The organism is Pseudomonas sp. UYEF17, from assembly GCF_040546125.1.
Taxonomy (GTDB): Bacteria; Pseudomonadota; Gammaproteobacteria; order Pseudomonadales; family Pseudomonadaceae; genus Aquipseudomonas; species Aquipseudomonas putida_Z.
On record NZ_JBEPNE010000016.1, the window covers coordinates 96,368 to 113,950 of the forward strand.

Genomic DNA, 17,583 nt, shown 5'->3' on the forward strand with positions numbered 1-17,583 from the left:
CACCTTAGCCAGCGCGCCCACGATGCAGCGCGCTGAAGGGTTTCCGGTGCAACTAGTTGGCCGACGGGTACCAACGCGGCGTGTAGGCCCACACCCCACCCGAGAGGCGAGGAAACACGCAGGTTGTAGATGATCCCACCAGCACCATGGTGCGCATGTCGACCATTTCCGGCAGCAGCTCGGCCAATGTGACGACCTTCAGCGTCTGCCCCGGCCTACCGATGTCACGGCCAAGGACTACAGGCGTGTTCCCCTCGCGATGCCGACGCACGACCTCCAGCGCTACCCCGAGCTGGTGCGGCCTTGCCTTGGAAATCGGGTTGTAGAACGCCAGCACCAGGTCGGCCTGCGCCGCCAGGTCCAGGCGCTTTTCAATGATCGACCACGGCTTGAGGTTGTCCGACAGCGACATCACGCAGAAGTCATGCCCCAGCGGCGCACCCGCCTGGGCGGCGGTCGCGAGCGAGGCCGACACCCCCGGCAGGATCTCGAGATCCACCCGGTGCCAGGCCGGGTCCGTAGACTCGTGCAGCGCTTCAAGTACCGCAGCTGCCATGGCGAACACACCCGGGTCACCCGACGACACCACCACCACCGAACGGCCCTGGGCTGCCAGTTCGAAGGCATGCCGGGCACGCTGCATCTCTTCACGGTTGTCGGTGCAGTGCAGCACCTGGTCGTCACGGAACGGGCCGGCCATGCGCACGTAGGTTTCGTAACCGAGCACATCCTCGGCCCGCTCCAGCTCGGCCTTGACCGCCGGCACCATCAGCTCGGCTGCACCTGGCCCCAGGCCGATGACCGCCAGGCGACCCCGACGACGACCGATCTGCGCCACCTCGACCGGGGCAGGCGCCACCGCGATGACCACGTCTGCCACCTCGATCAGCTGCGCAGCAGGCAATGCCGCAGCAACCATCCCGGCCAGATCATGCGTCCTGGCAGCAAAGCGCAAGGCAACCCCCAGGGCCTGTGCGGCCTCGTGCAGGGCGCTGTCGGCCATGGCTTGCTCGTCGGCCAGCAGGCAGGCCACTGCAGGCTCGGCGATGCCGGCCTGCTGCAATGCCGCACGGATACTGGCCAGGCTGCCGCCAGCAACACCCACTACCACCGAACGCGGGTGGATCAGCAGCTCGTCGCGGCTGGCCGGGCGCGCCTGGTGCCCCACATGGATGGTACGCCGAGCCGCCTCGCTGGCAGGCAACTGCGCCTGTTGCAGCCACGGCGCGTCACCTTCGATGCGCACCGCCTCGCCAGCCAGCAGGTCGGAGACAAAGCGCTTGCCTTGCTCGATATCCGCCAGCGCATAGCCCTGTGGCGGGTTCAGCAGACAGGTGCCGAAACGCAGCTCGCCGCTGGTGGTGATGGCCGCAGCAACGCCCAGTGCTTCAGCGATTTCGCGCGCCATCACGTTCACCCCGCCAAGGCCCCCGAGCAACGGCACTACGGCACTGCCGTCTTCGGCCACGGCCAGTACCGCTGGTTCGACACCTTTCTCGCTGAGCAGGCTGGCCAGGCTGCGGATGACGATACCCGCCGCGCACAGGGCGATGATCGGTGTGTTCTGCTGGTACAGCCCACGCAGGGTATCGCCGAACGCGGTGTAGCAAAGGTCGGCACCCTCGACTCGGCCTTCCAGGCCATGGATCGATGCTTGTGGATAACACTGCTGGATACGCTGCGCCGTGGCCAGGCTGCCCTGGCCAAGGATGACGATCGCCGGTGCCTGATGCATGCTCAGCCCTGCCATTTTTCACCCGGCACGATGATCAGCGAGAAGTACGGCGACGACTGTGGGTCGACCTGGTCCAGCGGCACGATCTTCTGGTTGGCCATGGTCGCCCGCTCCACATACAGCGCGCGCCCGTCCAGGCCCAGTTCGGCCAGCACTTCGCGCACCTTGGGGAAGTTGCGGCCAAGCTTCATGATCACCGCCGCGTCGGCGTCGGCCAGGCGACGCTTGAGCTCTTCGGCCGGCAACACGCCAGACAGCACCGACAGGCTCTGGTTGCGGTACACCAGCGGCGCGCCCAGTACCGAGGCGCCACCGAGCATCGAGCAGACGCCGGGGATCACTTCGGCCTCGTAGCGCTGCGCCAGGCGGTCGTGCAGGTACATGTAGGAACCATAGAAGAACGGGTCGCCTTCACAGATCACCGCCACGTCGCGGCCGGCATCCAGGTGCTCGGCTACCTGCACGCTGGCCTCGTCGTAGAAGTCGCTGATCACCTGTTCATAGGACAGCGGCGCTGGCAGCGCTTCGGTGGTTACCGGGTAGACCAGCGGCAGCAAGGTCTGCTCGGGCTGCAGGTGCGCCTCGATGATGCCGAAGGCGTTGCCGCGCTTGCCCTTGGCCACGAAGTAGCCGACCACGGGCGCTTCACGCAGCAGGCGCAGGGCCTTGAGGGTAATCAGTTCAGGGTCGCCAGGGCCCACGCCCAGGCCCAGCAGACGTCCACGCGGCGCCATCATTCCACCTCCGTGGCGAGGGCGTTGACCGCAGCGGCGGCCATCGCGCTGCCGCCCAGGCGGCCCTGCATGATCACGAACGGCACGCCACGGCTGTTGGCGGCGAGCATCGCCTTGGACTCGGCGGCACCGACGAAGCCGACCGGGAAGCCGAGGATCAGTGCTGGTTTCGGGGCGCCGGCGTCGAGCATTTCCAGCAGGTAGAACAGCGCGGTAGGCGCGTTGCCGATCACCACCACACTGCCTTCCAGGTACGGTCGCCACAACTCCAGGGCCACGGCGGAACGGGTGTTGCCGGCGTCTTTCGCCAGGCCCGGTACGCTCGGGTCGCGCAGGGTGCAGATGACCTTGTTGTCGGCGGGCAGGCGGGCGCGGGTAATGCCTTCGGCGACCATGTGCGCATCACACAGGATCGGCGCGCCATTCAGCAACGCCTCGCGCCCGGCCCGGCCGGCGCCTTCGGAGAACTGCAGGCCATCGATGGCGTCGACCATGCCACAGGCGTGGATCACGCGCACGGCGAGCTTTTCGAGGTCTGCGGGGATCCGCTCGAGTCGGGCTTCCTCGCGGATGATCCGGAAGGAATTGCGATAGATCTCCTGACCATCGCGGATGTAGTCAATCATCAAGGTGCTCCGTCGGCAGGTCGAGCATGGCGCCTGCTTCATTCAAGGTAAGGTCGGTGGCGCGCAGGGCGCCGAAGCCCGGCAGGCGCGCATCACGCAGGTACAGGTCGTAACGGCCCGGCGCGCGGGCCAGCAGGGTGGCCGGGGCAACATGGGCCACGGCGCAGGATCGGGGGCAACCGGACAAGTGCACGCTGCCGGGCACGCCAGGGCCGAGCAGTGCAGCCAGGGTGACGGCGTCGGCCTTGGTCTCGCCCAGGGCCTTGGCACAGCCACTGGTGCCGGTACAGGCGCTTATGCGTGCCAGTGGCTCATGGTCGTGGCATAGCAGGCCCAGTGCGGACAACCCGGCCTGGGCGTGATCGATGTGTTGGGCTTGCAGGTTGGTCAGCACCAGGCTTTGCCAGGGGCTCAGGCGCAGGCTGCCATCGCCATGTTCACGGGCAACGCGCGCAGCGCCACGCAGCATGGCCGGGGTCAGGCGCCCCTGCGGCGGGGCAACGCCCAAGGCGACGCCCTGCGCCTGCGGCAGAACGCCCAGCCACGAGACGTTGCGGGGTGCACGCCGCCATGCGAGCACAGCGGCATCGCGGCGGAGGGCCAGGCCGAGCCCGTCGATGAAATCGGTTGCCGAACACACCTCGAGCAACTGCCGCATGCGCGACTGTGCCGGGGTGGCCAGGTCGAGGAAGCGCTCCAGCACCGCACGCACCAGTGCCAGGCCTTGTTCCGCCGGCACCGCGCCGAGCACCTGGCCGTCTGCCGGGCAACCCGCCAGGCCAAACGCCAGCCAGGTCTGCTGCCCCAGGCGCAGGGCCGACAGCCACAGGTCATGGGGGTGTTCGAGCATGGCCAGGTTTTCGCCGGCATCCAGCTGCACGGCGAACTTGGCCGACAACTGGTGAAAACGCGGGGTGCCTTCCAGCAGATCGAGGATCTGCCCGGCCAGCGGCCGAGCGTCCAGCAGCATCGCCGGGTCATGCCCGGCCAGCGGGCTGAGCATCAGGTTGCGCACATCGTCACCGGCGGCATCACGTGGGCCCAGGCCGGCAGCGAGCAGTGTCTCGACCAGGCCGCGATGCTCGCTGCCGATGCCGCGAATCTGCAGGTTGCCGCGGTTGGTGGCCTCGATCACGCCACCGGCGAAACGCTCGGCAGCCGCCGCCACTGCATCGGCCTGGTCGGCCAGCAGCAGGCCGCCCGGCAGCTTGATGCGGCAGATGCCGCCATCACGGGCACTGACGATGCGCCACAACCCCGGGCAGGCCGAGGGACGGGGCGATACATGGGAGGCATGGGCCTGTGTCAAAGGGGCGTCCGGCAATCTGTGAAAATGCGCTTGAGTGTAGAAGGCGCGGTATTATGCCTGCTTTGTCCGGCGGCATGAAAAGCCGGTGGTCGAGCATCATTCGAGTTTGAGCAGAAATTTTGGGGGCGCTACGCACCCCATCGCGACACAAGGCCGCTCCTACAGGGATCACCACTCCCTGTGGGAGCGGCCTTGTGTCGCGATGGGCTGCACAGCAGCCCCAGGATCTTGAAGAGGTATCCATGGCACCCTGGCTGACAGTGGTAGGTATCGGCGAAGACGGCTTCAGCGGCCTGGGCAAGCAGGCCCGGCGCGCGCTGCTGGGCGCTGCGCGGATCTTCGGCAGCCCGCGCCAGCTGGCTTTGCTGCCACGCTGCGTGGTCGGCGAACGGCTGGGCTGGCCAAGCCCGTTCTCGCTGGCCCCGGTACTGGCCCTGCGCGGCGAGCCGGTATGCGTGCTGGCCAGCGGCGACCCGATGTTCTACGGCGTCGGCGCCAGCCTGGCGCGCCAACTGCCCGCCGCTGAAATTCGCGTGCTGTCGATGCCCTCCTCCTGCGCCCTGGCCGCCGCCCGCCTGGGCTGGCCACTGCAGGACGTACAAGTGGTATCGCTGGTCGCTCGGCCCCTGGCAGCGCTCAATGCCCACCTGCACAGCGGCGTGCGCCTGCTGGTGCTGAGCAACGACGGCGACAGCCCGGCAACAATTGCCACGCAGCTGCGCGAGCGGGGCTTCGGGCCAAGCCGCCTGCGGGTCTTCGAACACTTGGGTGGCGTGGACGAACGTGAGTTGGCCGGCACCGCCCAGGGCTGGCCGCACAGCGACGTCGCCGCGCTCAACCTGGTAGCCATCGAGTGCCTGGCCACGCCCGAGGCGCCGCGCCTGCACCGGCTGGCCGGGTTGCCGGACAGCGCCTTCCGGCATGACGGCCAGCTGACCAAACGCGATGTCCGCGCCATCACCCTGGCCCGCCTGGCACCACAGCCCGGCGAGTTGCTGTGGGACGTGGGTGCCGGCTGCGGCTCGATCGGCATCGAATGGATGCGCGCCCACCCGGCCTGCCGCGCCTTGGCCATCGAGGCCGACGAAGGCCGCCAGGGCTTCATCGAACACAACCGTGATGCGCTGGGTGTACCCGGCCTGCAACTGGTCCGCGGCAAGGCACCGGCGGCGCTTGAAGGCCTGGAGCAACCGGATGCGATCTTCATCGGTGGCGGCGTCACCCGCGAAGGTGTGCTCGACCTGTGCTGGGCAAGCCTGCGCCCCGGCGGCCGGCTGGTAGCCAATGCGGTGACCCTGCAAAGCGAACTGGCCCTGGCGCATTTCCGTGAACGCCATGGCGGCGAGCTGACCCGCATCCATGTCGCCCATGCCCAGCCATTGGGCGCGTTCGACACTTGGCGCCAGGCGCTGCCGATCACCTTGCTGGACGTGGTGAAACCCGCCGATGCGTGAAGAAACCCGCGAACAGCCCGCTCCCCTGCGCAGCGGCCTGACCACCGGCAGCTGCGCCACCGCCACCAGCCTGGCGGCAGCACGCTTGCTGCTTGGTGGCGAGAGCAGCGACGCCGTCAGCATCACCCTGCCCAAGGGCAAGGTGGTGCAGATGCGCCTGGAGTTCTGCCGCCTCACCGGCCAAGGTGCCGAAGCCGGCACGCTCAAGGACGCCGGTGACGACCCGGACGTGACCCACGGCGCCCTGCTCTATAGCCAGGTGCGCCTGCTGGCCGAACCGGGCATCCGTTTTGTCGCCGGCACCGGCGTCGGCACCGTGACCCGCCCGGGGCTGGTGCTGGCGGTGGGTGAGCCGGCCATCAACCCGGTGCCACGGCGCATGATCAGCGAACACCTGCAACGCCTGGCGGACGAATGCAGCTACTCAGGTGGCTTCGAGGTCACGGTCAATGTGCAGGGCGGCGAGCAACTGGCCCTGAAGACCATGAATCCGCGCCTGGGCATTCTCGGCGGGCTGTCGATCCTCGGCACCAGCGGCATCGTGCGGCCGTTTTCCTGCGCGGCCTACATCGCCTCGATCCACCAGGGCATCGACGTCGCCCACACCAACGGCTACACGCATATCGCCGCATGCACCGGCAACGCCAGCGAAGACACCATGCGCCGCGTCTATGGCCTGCCGGAAATAGCCCTGATCGAAATGGGCGACTTCGTCGGTGCGGTGCTCAAGCACCTGCGCAAGGTGCCGGTGCCACGCCTGACTCTGTGCGGCGGTTTCGGCAAGATCAGCAAACTGGCTGCCGGGCATATGGACCTGCACAGCCGCCACTCCAGCATCGACCTGCCGCAACTGGCCGGCTGGGCAGCGGACATCGGCGCCGACGAGGCGCTGCAGGCATCGATCATTACTGCCAACACCAGCCAGCAAGCCCTGGCACTGGCCCATGCAGCCGGCATCCCCTTGGGTGACGCGGTTTGCGCCCACGCCCTGGCCTTCGCCCGCAGCGTGGTGCCAGCGCAGGTGCAGGTGGAGGTGTTCGCCATCGACCGCCAGGGTGGCATCGTCGGCCGGGCGGGTGTGCAATGAACGGGCGCATCCTGCTGCTGGGCGGCGTCACTGAAGCCCTGGCCATCGCTCGCCGCCTGGGCCCGCAGCACGTCTACAGCCTGGCAGGCATCGGCCGGGTGCCGCAGGACCTGCAATGCCAGGTTCGGGTCGGCGGCTTTGGCGGTGCCGAAGGGCTGGCCAACTACCTGCACGAGGCAGGCATCACGTTGCTGATCGATGCTACCCATCCCTATGCCGCACAGATCAGCCGCAATGCGGCCAACGCCGCACGCATGGCCGGTATCCCGTGCTGGGCCTTGCGCCGCCCGGCCTGGCAGGCGCAAACGGGGGACGACTGGCGCGAGGTCGAGGACTGGGCGGGGTTGATCGAGGCACTCAAGCCGTTTCGCAGGCCATTGTTCACGCTGGGGCGTGAGCCGCTGCAACATCTGGACGAGATACCGCTGGAGCAGTTCTGGACCTTGCGTGCGCTGGAGGCGTGCCCTGGCAACGATCGCTGTGAAGTGATTGGCGCGCGCGGGCCGTTCCATATCGAGGATGAGCGGGCGTTGTTCCAGCGCCGCAAGATCGATGTACTGATCAGCAAGAACAGCGGCAGCGTGGCGACCGAACCGAAGCTGGAAGTGGCGCGGGAGCTGGGGATACCTGTGCTGATCCTGAAGCGACCGGCTTTGCCGGATGTGGACCGGGCATTCGACTCGCCAGCCGACCTGGCTGCGGCACTCGACCTGCGCGGATAACAAATACCGTAAGCGCACCGCAGATCCCTACGGGAGCGGGTTTACCCGCGAAGAAATCAACGCGGTGCATGGCACCGGCTTCGCCGGTGTTCGCGGGTGAACCCGCTCCCACAGGGGACGCGGCAACTTTCATGTATTTGCACAAGACAGTTGCTCCTACAGCCATTTCGGACTTTTCTTGCAAACCATGAAGTGGCCATGTGCCGCACTGCTACCTTAAACTCGGCACTCCCTCCCGGAAGGCGCTACCCATATGGAAATGCAATGGTGGATCTGGCTGGTCTTCGGCATCGCGCTGATCCTGCTCGAACTGGTCCTGCCGACGTTCTTCATCCTCTGGTTCGGCATCGGCGCCGTGCTGGTGTCGCTCATTTCGCTGGCCGCCCCCAGCCTGCAACTGGACATGCAGGTGCTGCTGTGGGTGCTGATGTCGTCAGTCACCACGGCACTGTGGTTCAAGCTGTTCCGGCGCAAGCAACCAGACGTGCGCTGGACCGCCGAAAGCGTGATCGGTGAAGTGGGGCTGCTGACTGCTGGTGTATCGGAGTTCCAGAAAGGCCGTGTGCGCTTCCAGAAGCCTATCCTCGGCAACGAGGAATGGACCTGCGTCGCCAACAGCGAGATCGCGGCCGGCGAGCGGGTACGACTGACCGCCATCGAAGGGAACACCGCCCGGGTCATCCGGGCCTGAATCCGCACTAAAAGGAATTTCGCATCATGACCAGCCTCATCGTCGTCGTCGCCATTGCCCTGTTCGTCCTGATCACCGTGTTCAAGGGGGTGCGCATCGTGCCCCAGGGCGAGGAATGGGTCGTCGAGCGCCTGGGCCGCTACCAAAGCACGCTCAAGCCCGGCCTGAACATCGTCATCCCGTACATGGATGTGGTCGCCTACCGCCTGCCGACCAAGGACATCATCCTCGATGTGCAGCAGCAGGAAATCATCACCCGGGACAACGCGGTGATCGTCGCCAACGCCCTGTGCTTCGCCAAGGTGGTCGACCCGCAGAAGGCCTCCTATGGCGTGCAGGACTTCTCGTTCGCCGTCACCAGCCTGACCATGACCTCGCTGCGCGCCATCGTCGGCGCCATGGACCTGGACGAAGCGCTGTCCAGCCGCGAGCAGATCAAGGCACGCCTGCGCGAGGCGATGTCCGAGCAGACCGAAGACTGGGGCGTGACCGTACGCTCGGTGGAAATCCAGGACATCAAGCCCTCGGAGAACATGCAACTGGCCATGGAGCGCCAGGCGGCAGCAGAGCGTGAGCGCAAGGCCGACGTGACCCGTGCCGAAGGGGCCAAGCAGGCGGCGATCCTGGAAGCAGAAGCACGCTTGCAGGCTGCCAGGCTGGATGCCGAAGCGCAGATCAGCCTGGCCGAGGCCTCGGCGCGGGCGATTACGCTGGTCAAGGACGCGGTCGGCAACGAGACCGTGCCGGCGATGTACCTGCTGGGCGAGCGCTATGTGGGGGCGATGGAGAACCTGGCGGGCAGCAGCAATGCCAAGGTGGTGGTGCTGCCGGCGGACCTGCAGGAGACCGTGCGTGGGCTGATGGGCCGCAACAAGGCTTGATAATGCTGGGGGCGCTTTGCGCCCCATCGCGACACAAGGCCGCTCCTACAGGTTACCCGCTGCCCCTGGGCCGGTGATAATCCTGTGGGAGCGGGCGTGCCCGCGAAGCAGGCGACACCGCTTCAACAGCATGCCTGCGTCACTTCACCGCACCCCGCCATTTTTACCTATACTCCGCCTTACAATACCCACCACGATTCCTGACCGGATCTCTCCATGCCCCCACGTCGGCACATCGCCTGGATAGCCTGCCTTGCAGTGCTGTTCAACCTGCTGGCCATGCCGCTGTCTTCCGCCGCGCCCAAGGGCCCGGCCGAGCAGCTGCTGTGGGGGGCCTTCTGTTCCAGCATGGCCAACAAGGCCAAGGTCGACGTCCAGGCCCTGGCCAAGATCGACCTCGGCCCGCAAAGCGACGACAGCGCCAGCATGATGAATTGCTGGTGCTGCTCCGGTGCCGCGCCACTGCTGGCCCTGCCCGGCTACCCGCCGCAGCTGCACAACCCGCCGATACTGCTCGCCGGCCTGCTGCCATCACCCGCCGACTACCACGCCACGCCGCGCCAACTCTGGCCGGCGCTCAACCCCCGTGCCTCTCCGCTGGCCTGAGTTCTTCACGCTGTCTGCCTGAACCTGAACAGAAACGGAGATTCACCATGCTCAAGCACGCCCTCGTCATGGCCGCCCTGCTGCTGCCCGGCGCCTTTGCCAATGCCCACGAATACAGCGTGGGTGACCTGCACATCGCCCACCCCTGGTCACTGCAGCTACCCCCCAACGCCCCCAACGTCGCGGCGTATTTCGTGGTGCACAACAATGGCCAGGCCGACGACCGCCTGCTCGGTGTCGACAGCCCCATCAGCGATGACGCACAACTGCACGAGCATGCCATGAGCGCCAGCGGTGCCATGAAGATGCAGCAGGTGCCCAGCGTGGTGGTGCCCGCAGGCAAGGACCTGACCTTCGCCCCCAGCGCCTACCATGTGATGCTGATGCAGCCCAAGGACCGCAGCCTGCTCAGCGACGGCAAGCGCTTCCCGTTGACCCTGCACTTCGAAAAGGCCGGCGATATCACCGTCGATGTGGCCGTGCAGAAGCAGGCGCCGACGGACCAGCCGCAAGCCCACGAACACGCGCACTGATCACCCGCTGAAAGGCACTCGCCATGAGCCTGCCGCGCAACAGCATCAGCCGTACCACCCGCCCTGACCGCAGGCGCGCCGGTGGCGGATGGCTGAGCCTGTTCGCCATGTGGATGATCTTCATCGGCCCGCTGATTTCCCAGTCGATGCCGATGGACCACCACGCCGGCATGAGCATGCCGATGGACATGCCGATGGCCACCGCCCATCAGCATGGCGGCGACACCCATCACGGCCAGGCTGGAGATGGCCAGCTGCATGTGATGTGGGAAAAGTGCGGTTACTGCAGCCTGTTGTTCAACTGCCCGGCCCTGCCCCAGGCCCTCAGCCCGCTCAGTGCCGGCAGCGTCGTACCCACCACCCACCTGTTCGCACCTACGCGCCAGGGCCATGCCCGGCAGGCTGTATTCCCCGGCGCGCGCAGCCGCGCCCCACCTTCCTCGATCAACGTCTGAACCCACATTTTTTGCGCACGGAGCCAGGAGGCTTCGCGCTGACTCATGACTGATCGACTGGAATCATTATGTCCGGCTGCACCCCTGTTTTTGCCTTGTCCCTGCGTGGGACCATCGCCGCCGTGTGCGGCTCGCTGCTCGCACCCGTGGCCCTGGCCGCCGACCCAGGCCATGAAGGCCATGCACACGACGCCCCCGAGCTGAGCCCGACGGTGATCACCGCGGTGGCCCCGAGCTCGCCGCTGACCGTGGTCACCAACCCGAAAGACCCGCGCCAGCCGGTGCCGGCCAGCGATGGCGCCGACTACCTGAAGACCATCCCCGGCTTCTCGGCCATCCGCGCCGGCGGCACCAACGGTGACCCGGTACTGCGCGGCATGTTCGGCTCGCGCCTGAACATCCTCACCAATGGCGGCCTGATGCTGGGCGCCTGCCCCAACCGCATGGACGCCCCCACGTCGTACATTTCGCCGGAAACCTACGACCGCCTGACCGTGATCAAAGGCCCGCAAAGCGTGATCTGGGGTCCGGGCGGCTCGGCGGGCACCATCCTCTTCGAGCGCGAGCCGGAAAAGTTCGGCACCCTCGGCAGCCGGGTCAATGCCAGCCTGCTGGCCGGCTCCAACGGCCGCTTCGACAAGGTACTGGACACTGCCGCCGGCAACGACCAGGCCTACGCCCGCTTCGTCGGCAACCAGTCGCGCTCGGACGACTACCACGACGGCGATGACAACACCGTGCCGTCACGCTGGGACAAGTGGAACGGCGATGTCGCTCTCGGCTGGACCCCCGACCAGGACACCCTGCTGGAACTCACCGCCGGCAAGGGCGATGGTGAGGCCCGCTATGCCGGGCGTGGCATGGACGGTTCGCAGTTCAAACGCGAAAGCCTGGGCCTGCGTTTCGAAAAGTCCAACCTCGGCGAGGTGCTCGACAAGGTCGAGGCGCAGGTCTACTACAACTACGCCGACCACGTGATGGACAACTACAGCCTGCGCACGCCTTCGGGCAGCGGCATGATGGGCATGCCGATGGTCAGCAACGTCGACCGCCGCACCATGGGCGCACGCATGAAGGCCACCTGGCGCTGGGCCGATGTGCAACTGATCGGCGGCATCGACGCGCAGACCAACGAACATCGCAAACGCGGCGGCATGGGTGTGGACGCGCACAAGGGCCAGGCCTGGACCAAGGACGCCGACTTCCACAACTACGGTGCATTCGGCGAGCTGACCTGGTACGTCAGCGGTGAGGACCGCATGATTACCGGTGCCCGCCTGGACCGCGCCTCGGCCCGCGACTTCCGCGCAACCAGCGCCACCAACGGCGACACCCGCGCCGATACCCTGCCCAGCGGCTTTGTCCGCTACGAGCACGACCTGGCAGCCATCCCGGCCACCACGTACATCGGCCTTGGTCATGCCCAGCGTTTCCCCGACTACTGGGAGCTGTTCTCGCCCAAGCTGGCACCACCCGGTGCGGCCAATGCTTTCGACGGTATCAAACCAGAGAAGACCACCCAGCTCGACTTCGGTGTCCAGTACCGTGACGAGCGCATGGAAGCCTGGGCGTCTGGCTACATCGGGCAGATCCGCGATTACATCCTGTTCGACTACCAGGGAATGAGCTCCCAGGCTCGCAACATCGACGCCCGCATCATGGGCGGCGAACTGGGCGCGGCCTACCAGCTGACGGAAAACTGGAAGGCCGATGCCACGCTGGCCTACGCCTGGGGCAAGAACAGCAGTGACGGCACGGCACTACCGCAAATGCCGCCCCTGGAAAGCCGCCTGGGCCTGACCTACAGCCGCGATGCCTGGAGCGTCGGCGCACTGTGGCGGCTGGTGGCGGCGCAGAACCGCATCGCTGAGAACCAGAGCAACGTGGTCGGCAAGGACTACGACAAGAGCGCCGGCTTCGGCGTGTTCTCGCTCAATGGCGCCTACAAGGTAAGCAACCACCTCAAGCTCAGCGCGGGGGTCGACAACCTATTCGACAAGACCTACGCCGAGCACTTGAACCTGGCCGGGAACGCCGGGTTCGGCTACCCGGCTACCGATCCACAGCCGGTCAACGAGCCAGGCAGGACCTTCTGGACCAAGGTCGACTTCAGCTTCTGACAACAACAACGGGCGCGGCGCAGGTCGCGCCCATCTGCTGGTCAAACAGGAGGTTCCCATGAGAGGAACACGCATCAACTTCTACAACCTGGCCTGGCGTTGGCACTTCTATGCGGGGCTGTTCGTGGCCCCGTTCATGATCCTGCTGGCAATCACCGGGATAATCTACCTGTTCAAGCCGCAGCTCGACCCGCTGCTGTACCGCGAGCTGATGGTGGTCGAAGCCGGCCACCACCGACAGGGCGCGGACACGATGCTGGCCGAGGTGCGCAAGGCCTACCCCGAGGGCCACGTTGGCCAGTACCTGCCGCCGCTGGACGCCGAACGCAGCGCACAATTCGTGGTACATGACGCCGGGCGCGAACTGAACGTGTTCGTCGACCCCTATAGCGGCAAAGTCCTCGGCGAACAGGATGGCAAGCAGAACCTGCAGGCCATCGCCCGCGCCCTGCATGGCGAACTGATGGTCGGCACGGTCGGTGACCGCCTGGTAGAGCTGGCCGCGGGCTGGGGCATCGTGCTGGTGGTATCGGGCCTGTACTTGTGGTGGCCACGCGGGCGCAATGGCGCTGGGGTGCTGTGGCCACGGCTGTCGGCACGCGGCCGACTGTTCTGGCGCGACCTGCATGCGGTGACCGGCTTCTGGGGCTCGGCCTTGTTGCTGCTGATGCTGGTCAGCGGCATGACCTGGACCGGCCTGTGGGGCAAGCAGTACGCCGACTTGTGGAACCGCTTTCCGGCGGCCATGTGGAACGACGTGCCCAAGTCGGACCAGCAGGCGGGTGAACTCAACAGCGCGCACCGCCAGACCGTGCCTTGGGCGATGGAAAACACGCCGATGCCGCAGTCCGGTGCACACGCCGAACATGCCGGGCATCACATGATGTCGAGCGCGCCGGCAGCGCCACAGATAAGCCTGCAGCAGGTCGAAGATATCGCTACCGCGCGCCAGGTCGAACCGGGTTACAGCATCACCGCGCCGACCACGGCCGATGGCGTGTTCACCATCGCCGTATTCGCCGACGACCCGCGCAACGACGCCACCCTGCATGTCGACCAGTACACCGGCAAGGTGCTGGCCGATGTGCGCTGGCAGGACTACAGCCCGGTCGCCCGTGCCACCGAGCTGGGTGTGATGCTGCATGAAGGCAAGATGTTCGGGGCATTCAACCAGATCATCATCCTGCTGGTGTGCCTGATGATCTTGCTGGGCTCGGTGAGCGGGCTGGTGATGTGGTGGAAGCGCAGGCCGGCCGGCGGGTTGGGTGTGCCGCCGCTGCGCCATGACCTGCCGCGCTGGAAAGTAGCGGTGGGGGTGATGCTGGTGCTGGGGTTGATGTTCCCGCTGGTGGGGGTGTCGATGGTGGTGATGTGGCTGGTGGATAGTCTGGTAGTCAGGCGCGGCCGGGTGCTGGCCAGCGCCTGAGCCTTGCTTCGTCTGTGCCGGCCCTTTCGCGGGTAAACCCGCTCCCACAGTTTCTGCGCCAAGCCTGAGGGCAGCGCGGTCCCTGTGGGAGCGGGTTCACCCGCGAAGAGGCCGGCACAGGCACAACACTGCTCCCCAAAAGTCGAGTCGATCTGTCGCGCCCCGAACTGGAACGCGCGTGTTAGCCTAGCCGGCTACCTCTGACAAGACGACCGACTGTCCAACGGAATGCAGCCTATGACGCAAACCTCACCCACAGCGCCAGATGAACAGCATCTGCAGCGCAACCTGACCAACCGCCACATCCAGCTGATCGCCATCGGTGGCGCGATCGGTACCGGCCTGTTCATGGGCTCGGGCAAGACCATCAGCCTGGCCGGGCCGTCGATCATCTTCGTCTACATGATCATCGGCTTCATGCTGTTCTTCGTCATGCGCGCCATGGGCGAACTGCTGCTGTCGAACCTCAACTACAAGTCGTTCATCGATTTCTCCGCCGACCTGCTCGGCCCCTGGGCGGGCTACTTCACCGGCTGGACCTACTGGTTCTGCTGGGTAGTCACCGGCATCGCCGACGTGGTCGCGATCGCGGCCTATACGCAGTTCTGGTTCCCCGAACTGCCGCAGTGGATACCGGCGCTGACCTGCGTAGGGCTGCTGCTGTCGCTGAACCTGGTGACGGTGAAGATGTTCGGTGAAATGGAGTTCTGGTTCGCCCTGATCAAGATCGTCGCCATCATCGGCCTGGTCGTCACCGGCCTGTACATGGTCATCACCGGCTTCACCTCGCCCAGCGGGCGCACCGCGCAACTGGCCAACCTGTGGAATGACGGTGGCATGTTCCCCAATGGCCTGATGGGCTTCTTCGCCGGCTTCCAGATCGCCGTGTTCGCCTTCGTCGGCATCGAGCTGGTAGGCACCACCGCCGCCGAAGCGAAGAACCCGGAACGCACCCTGCCACGGGCGATCAACTCGATCCCGGTACGGATCATCGTGTTCTACGTGCTGGCGCTGATCGCGATCATGGCCGTGACCCCATGGCGCGACGTGGTGCCGGGCAAGAGCCCGTTCGTGGAGCTGTTCGTGCTGGCCGGTCTGCCAGCGGCGGCAAGCATCATCAACTTCGTGGTGCTGACCTCGGCGGCCTCGTCGGCCAACAGCGGCGTGTTCTCCACCAGCCGCATGCTCTACGGCCTGAGCCAGGAGGGTGACGCACCCAAGGCCTTCGAGAAACTGTCGAGCCGCTCGGTACCAGCCAACGGCCTGTACTTCTCCTGCACCTGCCTGCTACTGGGTGCAGTGCTGATCTACCTGGTGCCGAACGTGGTCGAGGCATTCACCCTGGTCACCACCGTTTCGGCGGTGCTGTTCATGTTCGTCTGGACACTGATCCTGCTGTCGTACCTGAAGTACCGCAACCACCGCGCGGCACTGCACCAGGCCTCGAAGTACAAGATGCCGGGCGGGCGCTTCATGTGCTACGTGTGCCTGGTGTTCTTTGCCTTCATCCTGGTGTTGCTGAGCCTGGAAGACGATACCCGCGCGGCGTTGCTGGTGACGCCGATCTGGTTCGTGCTGCTGGCGGTGACCTATCAGGGTGTGCGCAGCAAGCGCCATCCGCGCACGGCAGTGCGTAACGGCTGATGGCCCTGGGGGCTGCTTTGCAGCCCCAATCCTGTGCACACAAATCCATCAGGCACCAACCTGGATCCAACCAACGCCCCAACACCTCGCACAACCCCTCTATTGCGCACCTTCCGCCGTTAGGCACACCCCTTGCAACACCCCTCCCCGCTTGCCCAACACATAAAAACTCAGCGGAGAGAGCACATGAAGCGACGCAGTCTGATCAAGGCCTTCACCCTTAGCGCATCGATTGCCGCAATGGGCCTGAGCTGGAGCATCCAGGCCGCCGAAACCATCAAGGTCGGCATCCTGCATTCGCTGTCGGGGACCATGGCCATTTCCGAGACTTCGCTCAAGGACATGGCGCTGATGACCATCGAGCAGATCAACGCCAAGGGCGGCGTGAACGGCAAGCTGCTCGAACCGGTGGTGGTCGACCCGGCCTCCAACTGGCCGCTGTTCGCTGAAAAGAGCCGACAGCTGCTGACCCAGGACAAGGTGGCAGTGGTGTTCGGCTGCTGGACCTCGGTGTCACGCAAGTCGGTGCTGCCGGTGTTCGAAGAGCTCAACGGCCTGCTGTTCTACCCGGTGCAGTACGAAGGTGAAGAGATGTCGCCAAACGTGTTCTACACCGGCGCCGCGCCCAACCAGCAGGCCATCCCGGCCGTGGAGTACCTGATGAGCGAAGACGGCGGCAGCGCCAAGCGCTTCTTCCTGCTGGGCACCGACTACGTCTACCCGCGCACCACCAACAAGATCCTGCGTGCCTTCCTGCACAGCAAGGGCGTGGCCGACAAGGACATCGAAGAGGTGTACACGCCGTTCGGCCACAGCGATTACCAGACCATCGTCGCCAACATCAAGAAGTTCTCCGCCGGTGGCAAGACCGCGGTCATCTCCACGGTCAACGGCGACTCCAACGTGCCGTTCTACAAGGAGCTGGCCAACCAGGGCCTGAAGGCCACCGACGTGCCGGTGGTGGCGTTCTCGGTGGGCGAAGAAGAACTGCGCGGCATCGACACCAAGCCGCTGGTGGGCCATCTGGCGGCATGGAACTACTTCGAGTCGGTGGATAACCCGGTCAACCAGAAATTCGTCGCCGACTGGAAGGCCTACGCCAAGGCCAAGGGCCTGCCAGGCGCCGACAAGGCGGTGACCAACGACCCGATGGAGGCCACCTACGTGGGCATCCACATGTGGGCGCAGGCGGTGGAGAAAGCCAAGTCCACCGATGTCGACAAGGTGCGCGAGGCACTGGCCGGGCAAAGCTTCGAGGCGCCGTCCGGTTTCACCCTGACCATGGACAAGACCAACCACCACCTGCACAAGCCGGTGATGATCGGCGAGATCCAGGATGACGGGCAGTTCAGCGTGGTGTGGGAAACCGAGCAACCGCTACGGGCGCAGCCATGGAGCCCGTTCATTCCCGGCAACGACAAGCGCCCTGATTACGCCGTGAAAGGTAACTGAGTGCATGGGGCCGCTGCGCGGCCCATTCGCGGGTAAACCCGCTCCCACAGGTACGGTGCAAGGTCTGAGACTTTTGCGATCCCTGTGGGAGCGGGTTCACCCGCGAAG

The 17,583-nt window shown here is 65.9% G+C and carries 16 protein-coding genes; 12 read left to right on the forward strand and 4 right to left on the reverse strand.

Going from position 1 to position 17,583, the window contains the following annotated elements:
• Nucleotides 1–52: 52 nt before the first annotated feature.
• Genes cobJ through cobG form a run of 4 tightly spaced genes read right to left on the reverse strand, consistent with a single transcriptional unit; the run spans nucleotide 53 to nucleotide 4,419 of the window.
• On the reverse strand, nucleotides 53–1,750 hold the full coding sequence (cobJ, locus tag ABIB24_RS20975) for a precorrin-3B C(17)-methyltransferase (RefSeq protein WP_354317124.1): 1,698 nt from the start codon (nucleotides 1,748–1,750) through the stop codon (nucleotides 53–55).
• Nucleotides 1,738–2,472 (reverse strand): precorrin-2 C(20)-methyltransferase, encoded by a 735-nt coding sequence (locus ABIB24_RS20980; RefSeq protein ID WP_016712210.1) that lies wholly within the window; start codon nucleotides 2,470–2,472, stop codon nucleotides 1,738–1,740. Before ABIB24_RS20980 ends, cobJ begins: the two co-directional genes overlap by 13 nt.
• A complete protein-coding gene (locus ABIB24_RS20985; RefSeq protein WP_233689463.1) occupies nucleotides 2,469–3,095 on the reverse strand; it encodes a precorrin-8X methylmutase in 627 nt (208 codons plus the stop codon). The genes ABIB24_RS20980 and ABIB24_RS20985 overlap by 4 nt, the downstream gene beginning before the upstream one ends.
• A complete protein-coding gene (cobG, locus tag ABIB24_RS20990; protein ID WP_274078590.1) occupies nucleotides 3,088–4,419 on the reverse strand; it encodes a precorrin-3B synthase in 1,332 nt (443 codons plus the stop codon). The genes ABIB24_RS20985 and cobG overlap by 8 nt, the downstream gene beginning before the upstream one ends.
• 227 nt (nucleotides 4,420–4,646) lie before the next feature.
• Here cobG and cbiE point away from each other — a divergent pair, with 227 nt between their 5' ends.
• The 12 genes from cbiE to urtA all read left to right on the forward strand — a co-directional run bounded on the left by cbiE (nucleotide 4,647) and on the right by urtA (nucleotide 17,475).
• Nucleotides 4,647–5,858, forward strand: a complete 1,212-nt coding sequence (gene cbiE, locus ABIB24_RS20995) for a precorrin-6y C5,15-methyltransferase (decarboxylating) subunit CbiE (RefSeq protein ID WP_354317125.1) — start codon at nucleotides 4,647–4,649, stop codon at nucleotides 5,856–5,858.
• The gene (locus ABIB24_RS21000; RefSeq protein ID WP_274078588.1) at nucleotides 5,851–6,945 is read left to right on the forward strand and encodes a cobalt-precorrin-5B (C(1))-methyltransferase; all 1,095 of its coding nucleotides are present in this window, start codon (nucleotides 5,851–5,853) and stop codon (nucleotides 6,943–6,945) included. Before cbiE ends, ABIB24_RS21000 begins: the two co-directional genes overlap by 8 nt.
• Complete coding sequence (locus tag ABIB24_RS21005) at nucleotides 6,942–7,667, forward strand: cobalt-precorrin-6A reductase (RefSeq protein ID WP_354317126.1); 726 nt, start codon at nucleotides 6,942–6,944, stop codon at nucleotides 7,665–7,667. Before ABIB24_RS21000 ends, ABIB24_RS21005 begins: the two co-directional genes overlap by 4 nt.
• A gap of 253 nt (nucleotides 7,668–7,920) precedes the next feature.
• Nucleotides 7,921–8,358 (forward strand): NfeD family protein, encoded by a 438-nt coding sequence (locus tag ABIB24_RS21010; RefSeq protein ID WP_025340792.1) that lies wholly within the window; start codon nucleotides 7,921–7,923, stop codon nucleotides 8,356–8,358.
• Nucleotides 8,359–8,384: 26 nt separating this feature from the next.
• On the forward strand, nucleotides 8,385–9,239 hold the full coding sequence (locus tag ABIB24_RS21015; RefSeq protein WP_061550630.1) for an SPFH domain-containing protein: 855 nt from the start codon (nucleotides 8,385–8,387) through the stop codon (nucleotides 9,237–9,239).
• A gap of 216 nt (nucleotides 9,240–9,455) precedes the next feature.
• On the forward strand, nucleotides 9,456–9,845 hold the full coding sequence (locus tag ABIB24_RS21020; protein WP_286918075.1) for a DUF2946 domain-containing protein: 390 nt from the start codon (nucleotides 9,456–9,458) through the stop codon (nucleotides 9,843–9,845).
• Between the two features lie 47 nt (nucleotides 9,846–9,892).
• The gene (locus ABIB24_RS21025; protein WP_003257539.1) at nucleotides 9,893–10,378 is read left to right on the forward strand and encodes a copper chaperone PCu(A)C; all 486 of its coding nucleotides are present in this window, start codon (nucleotides 9,893–9,895) and stop codon (nucleotides 10,376–10,378) included.
• A gap of 23 nt (nucleotides 10,379–10,401) precedes the next feature.
• Complete coding sequence (locus tag ABIB24_RS21030; RefSeq protein WP_025340795.1) at nucleotides 10,402–10,833, forward strand: DUF2946 domain-containing protein; 432 nt, start codon at nucleotides 10,402–10,404, stop codon at nucleotides 10,831–10,833.
• 68 nt (nucleotides 10,834–10,901) lie between these two features.
• Nucleotides 10,902–12,953, forward strand: a complete 2,052-nt coding sequence (locus tag ABIB24_RS21035) for a TonB-dependent copper receptor (protein ID WP_354317127.1) — start codon at nucleotides 10,902–10,904, stop codon at nucleotides 12,951–12,953.
• Between the two features lie 58 nt (nucleotides 12,954–13,011).
• The gene (locus ABIB24_RS21040; RefSeq protein ID WP_286918078.1) at nucleotides 13,012–14,379 is read left to right on the forward strand and encodes a PepSY-associated TM helix domain-containing protein; all 1,368 of its coding nucleotides are present in this window, start codon (nucleotides 13,012–13,014) and stop codon (nucleotides 14,377–14,379) included.
• Between the two features lie 237 nt (nucleotides 14,380–14,616).
• Nucleotides 14,617–16,023: a D-serine/D-alanine/glycine transporter gene (gene cycA, locus ABIB24_RS21045; protein WP_354317128.1), complete on the forward strand. Its 1,407-nt coding sequence runs from the start codon at nucleotides 14,617–14,619 to the stop codon at nucleotides 16,021–16,023.
• A 186-nt stretch (nucleotides 16,024–16,209) separates the two neighbouring features.
• On the forward strand, nucleotides 16,210–17,475 hold the full coding sequence (gene urtA / locus ABIB24_RS21050; RefSeq protein ID WP_013974390.1) for an urea ABC transporter substrate-binding protein: 1,266 nt from the start codon (nucleotides 16,210–16,212) through the stop codon (nucleotides 17,473–17,475).
• The last annotated feature ends 108 nt before the right edge of the window (nucleotides 17,476–17,583 follow it).

Bases quoted from the DNA above. Each gene is read 5' to 3' on its own strand.
- cobJ (WP_354317124.1), bottom strand. From the start codon at position 1,750: ATGGCAGGGCTGAGCATGCATCAGGCACCGGCGATCGTCATCCTTGGC.
- ABIB24_RS20980 (WP_016712210.1), bottom strand. From the start codon at position 2,472: ATGATGGCGCCGCGTGGACGTCTGCTGGGCCTGGGCGTGGGCCCTGGC.
- ABIB24_RS20985 (WP_233689463.1), bottom strand. From the start codon at position 3,095: ATGATTGACTACATCCGCGATGGTCAGGAGATCTATCGCAATTCCTTC.
- cbiE (WP_354317125.1), top strand. From the start codon at position 4,647: ATGGCACCCTGGCTGACAGTGGTAGGTATCGGCGAAGACGGCTTCAGC.
- ABIB24_RS21000 (WP_274078588.1), top strand. From the start codon at position 5,851: ATGCGTGAAGAAACCCGCGAACAGCCCGCTCCCCTGCGCAGCGGCCTG.
- ABIB24_RS21005 (WP_354317126.1), top strand. From the start codon at position 6,942: ATGAACGGGCGCATCCTGCTGCTGGGCGGCGTCACTGAAGCCCTGGCC.
- ABIB24_RS21010 (WP_025340792.1), top strand. From the start codon at position 7,921: ATGGAAATGCAATGGTGGATCTGGCTGGTCTTCGGCATCGCGCTGATC.
- ABIB24_RS21015 (WP_061550630.1), top strand. From the start codon at position 8,385: ATGACCAGCCTCATCGTCGTCGTCGCCATTGCCCTGTTCGTCCTGATC.
- ABIB24_RS21020 (WP_286918075.1), top strand. From the start codon at position 9,456: ATGCCCCCACGTCGGCACATCGCCTGGATAGCCTGCCTTGCAGTGCTG.
- ABIB24_RS21025 (WP_003257539.1), top strand. From the start codon at position 9,893: ATGCTCAAGCACGCCCTCGTCATGGCCGCCCTGCTGCTGCCCGGCGCC.
- ABIB24_RS21030 (WP_025340795.1), top strand. From the start codon at position 10,402: ATGAGCCTGCCGCGCAACAGCATCAGCCGTACCACCCGCCCTGACCGC.
- ABIB24_RS21035 (WP_354317127.1), top strand. From the start codon at position 10,902: ATGTCCGGCTGCACCCCTGTTTTTGCCTTGTCCCTGCGTGGGACCATC.
- ABIB24_RS21040 (WP_286918078.1), top strand. From the start codon at position 13,012: ATGAGAGGAACACGCATCAACTTCTACAACCTGGCCTGGCGTTGGCAC.
- cycA (WP_354317128.1), top strand. From the start codon at position 14,617: ATGACGCAAACCTCACCCACAGCGCCAGATGAACAGCATCTGCAGCGC.
- urtA (WP_013974390.1), top strand. From the start codon at position 16,210: ATGAAGCGACGCAGTCTGATCAAGGCCTTCACCCTTAGCGCATCGATT.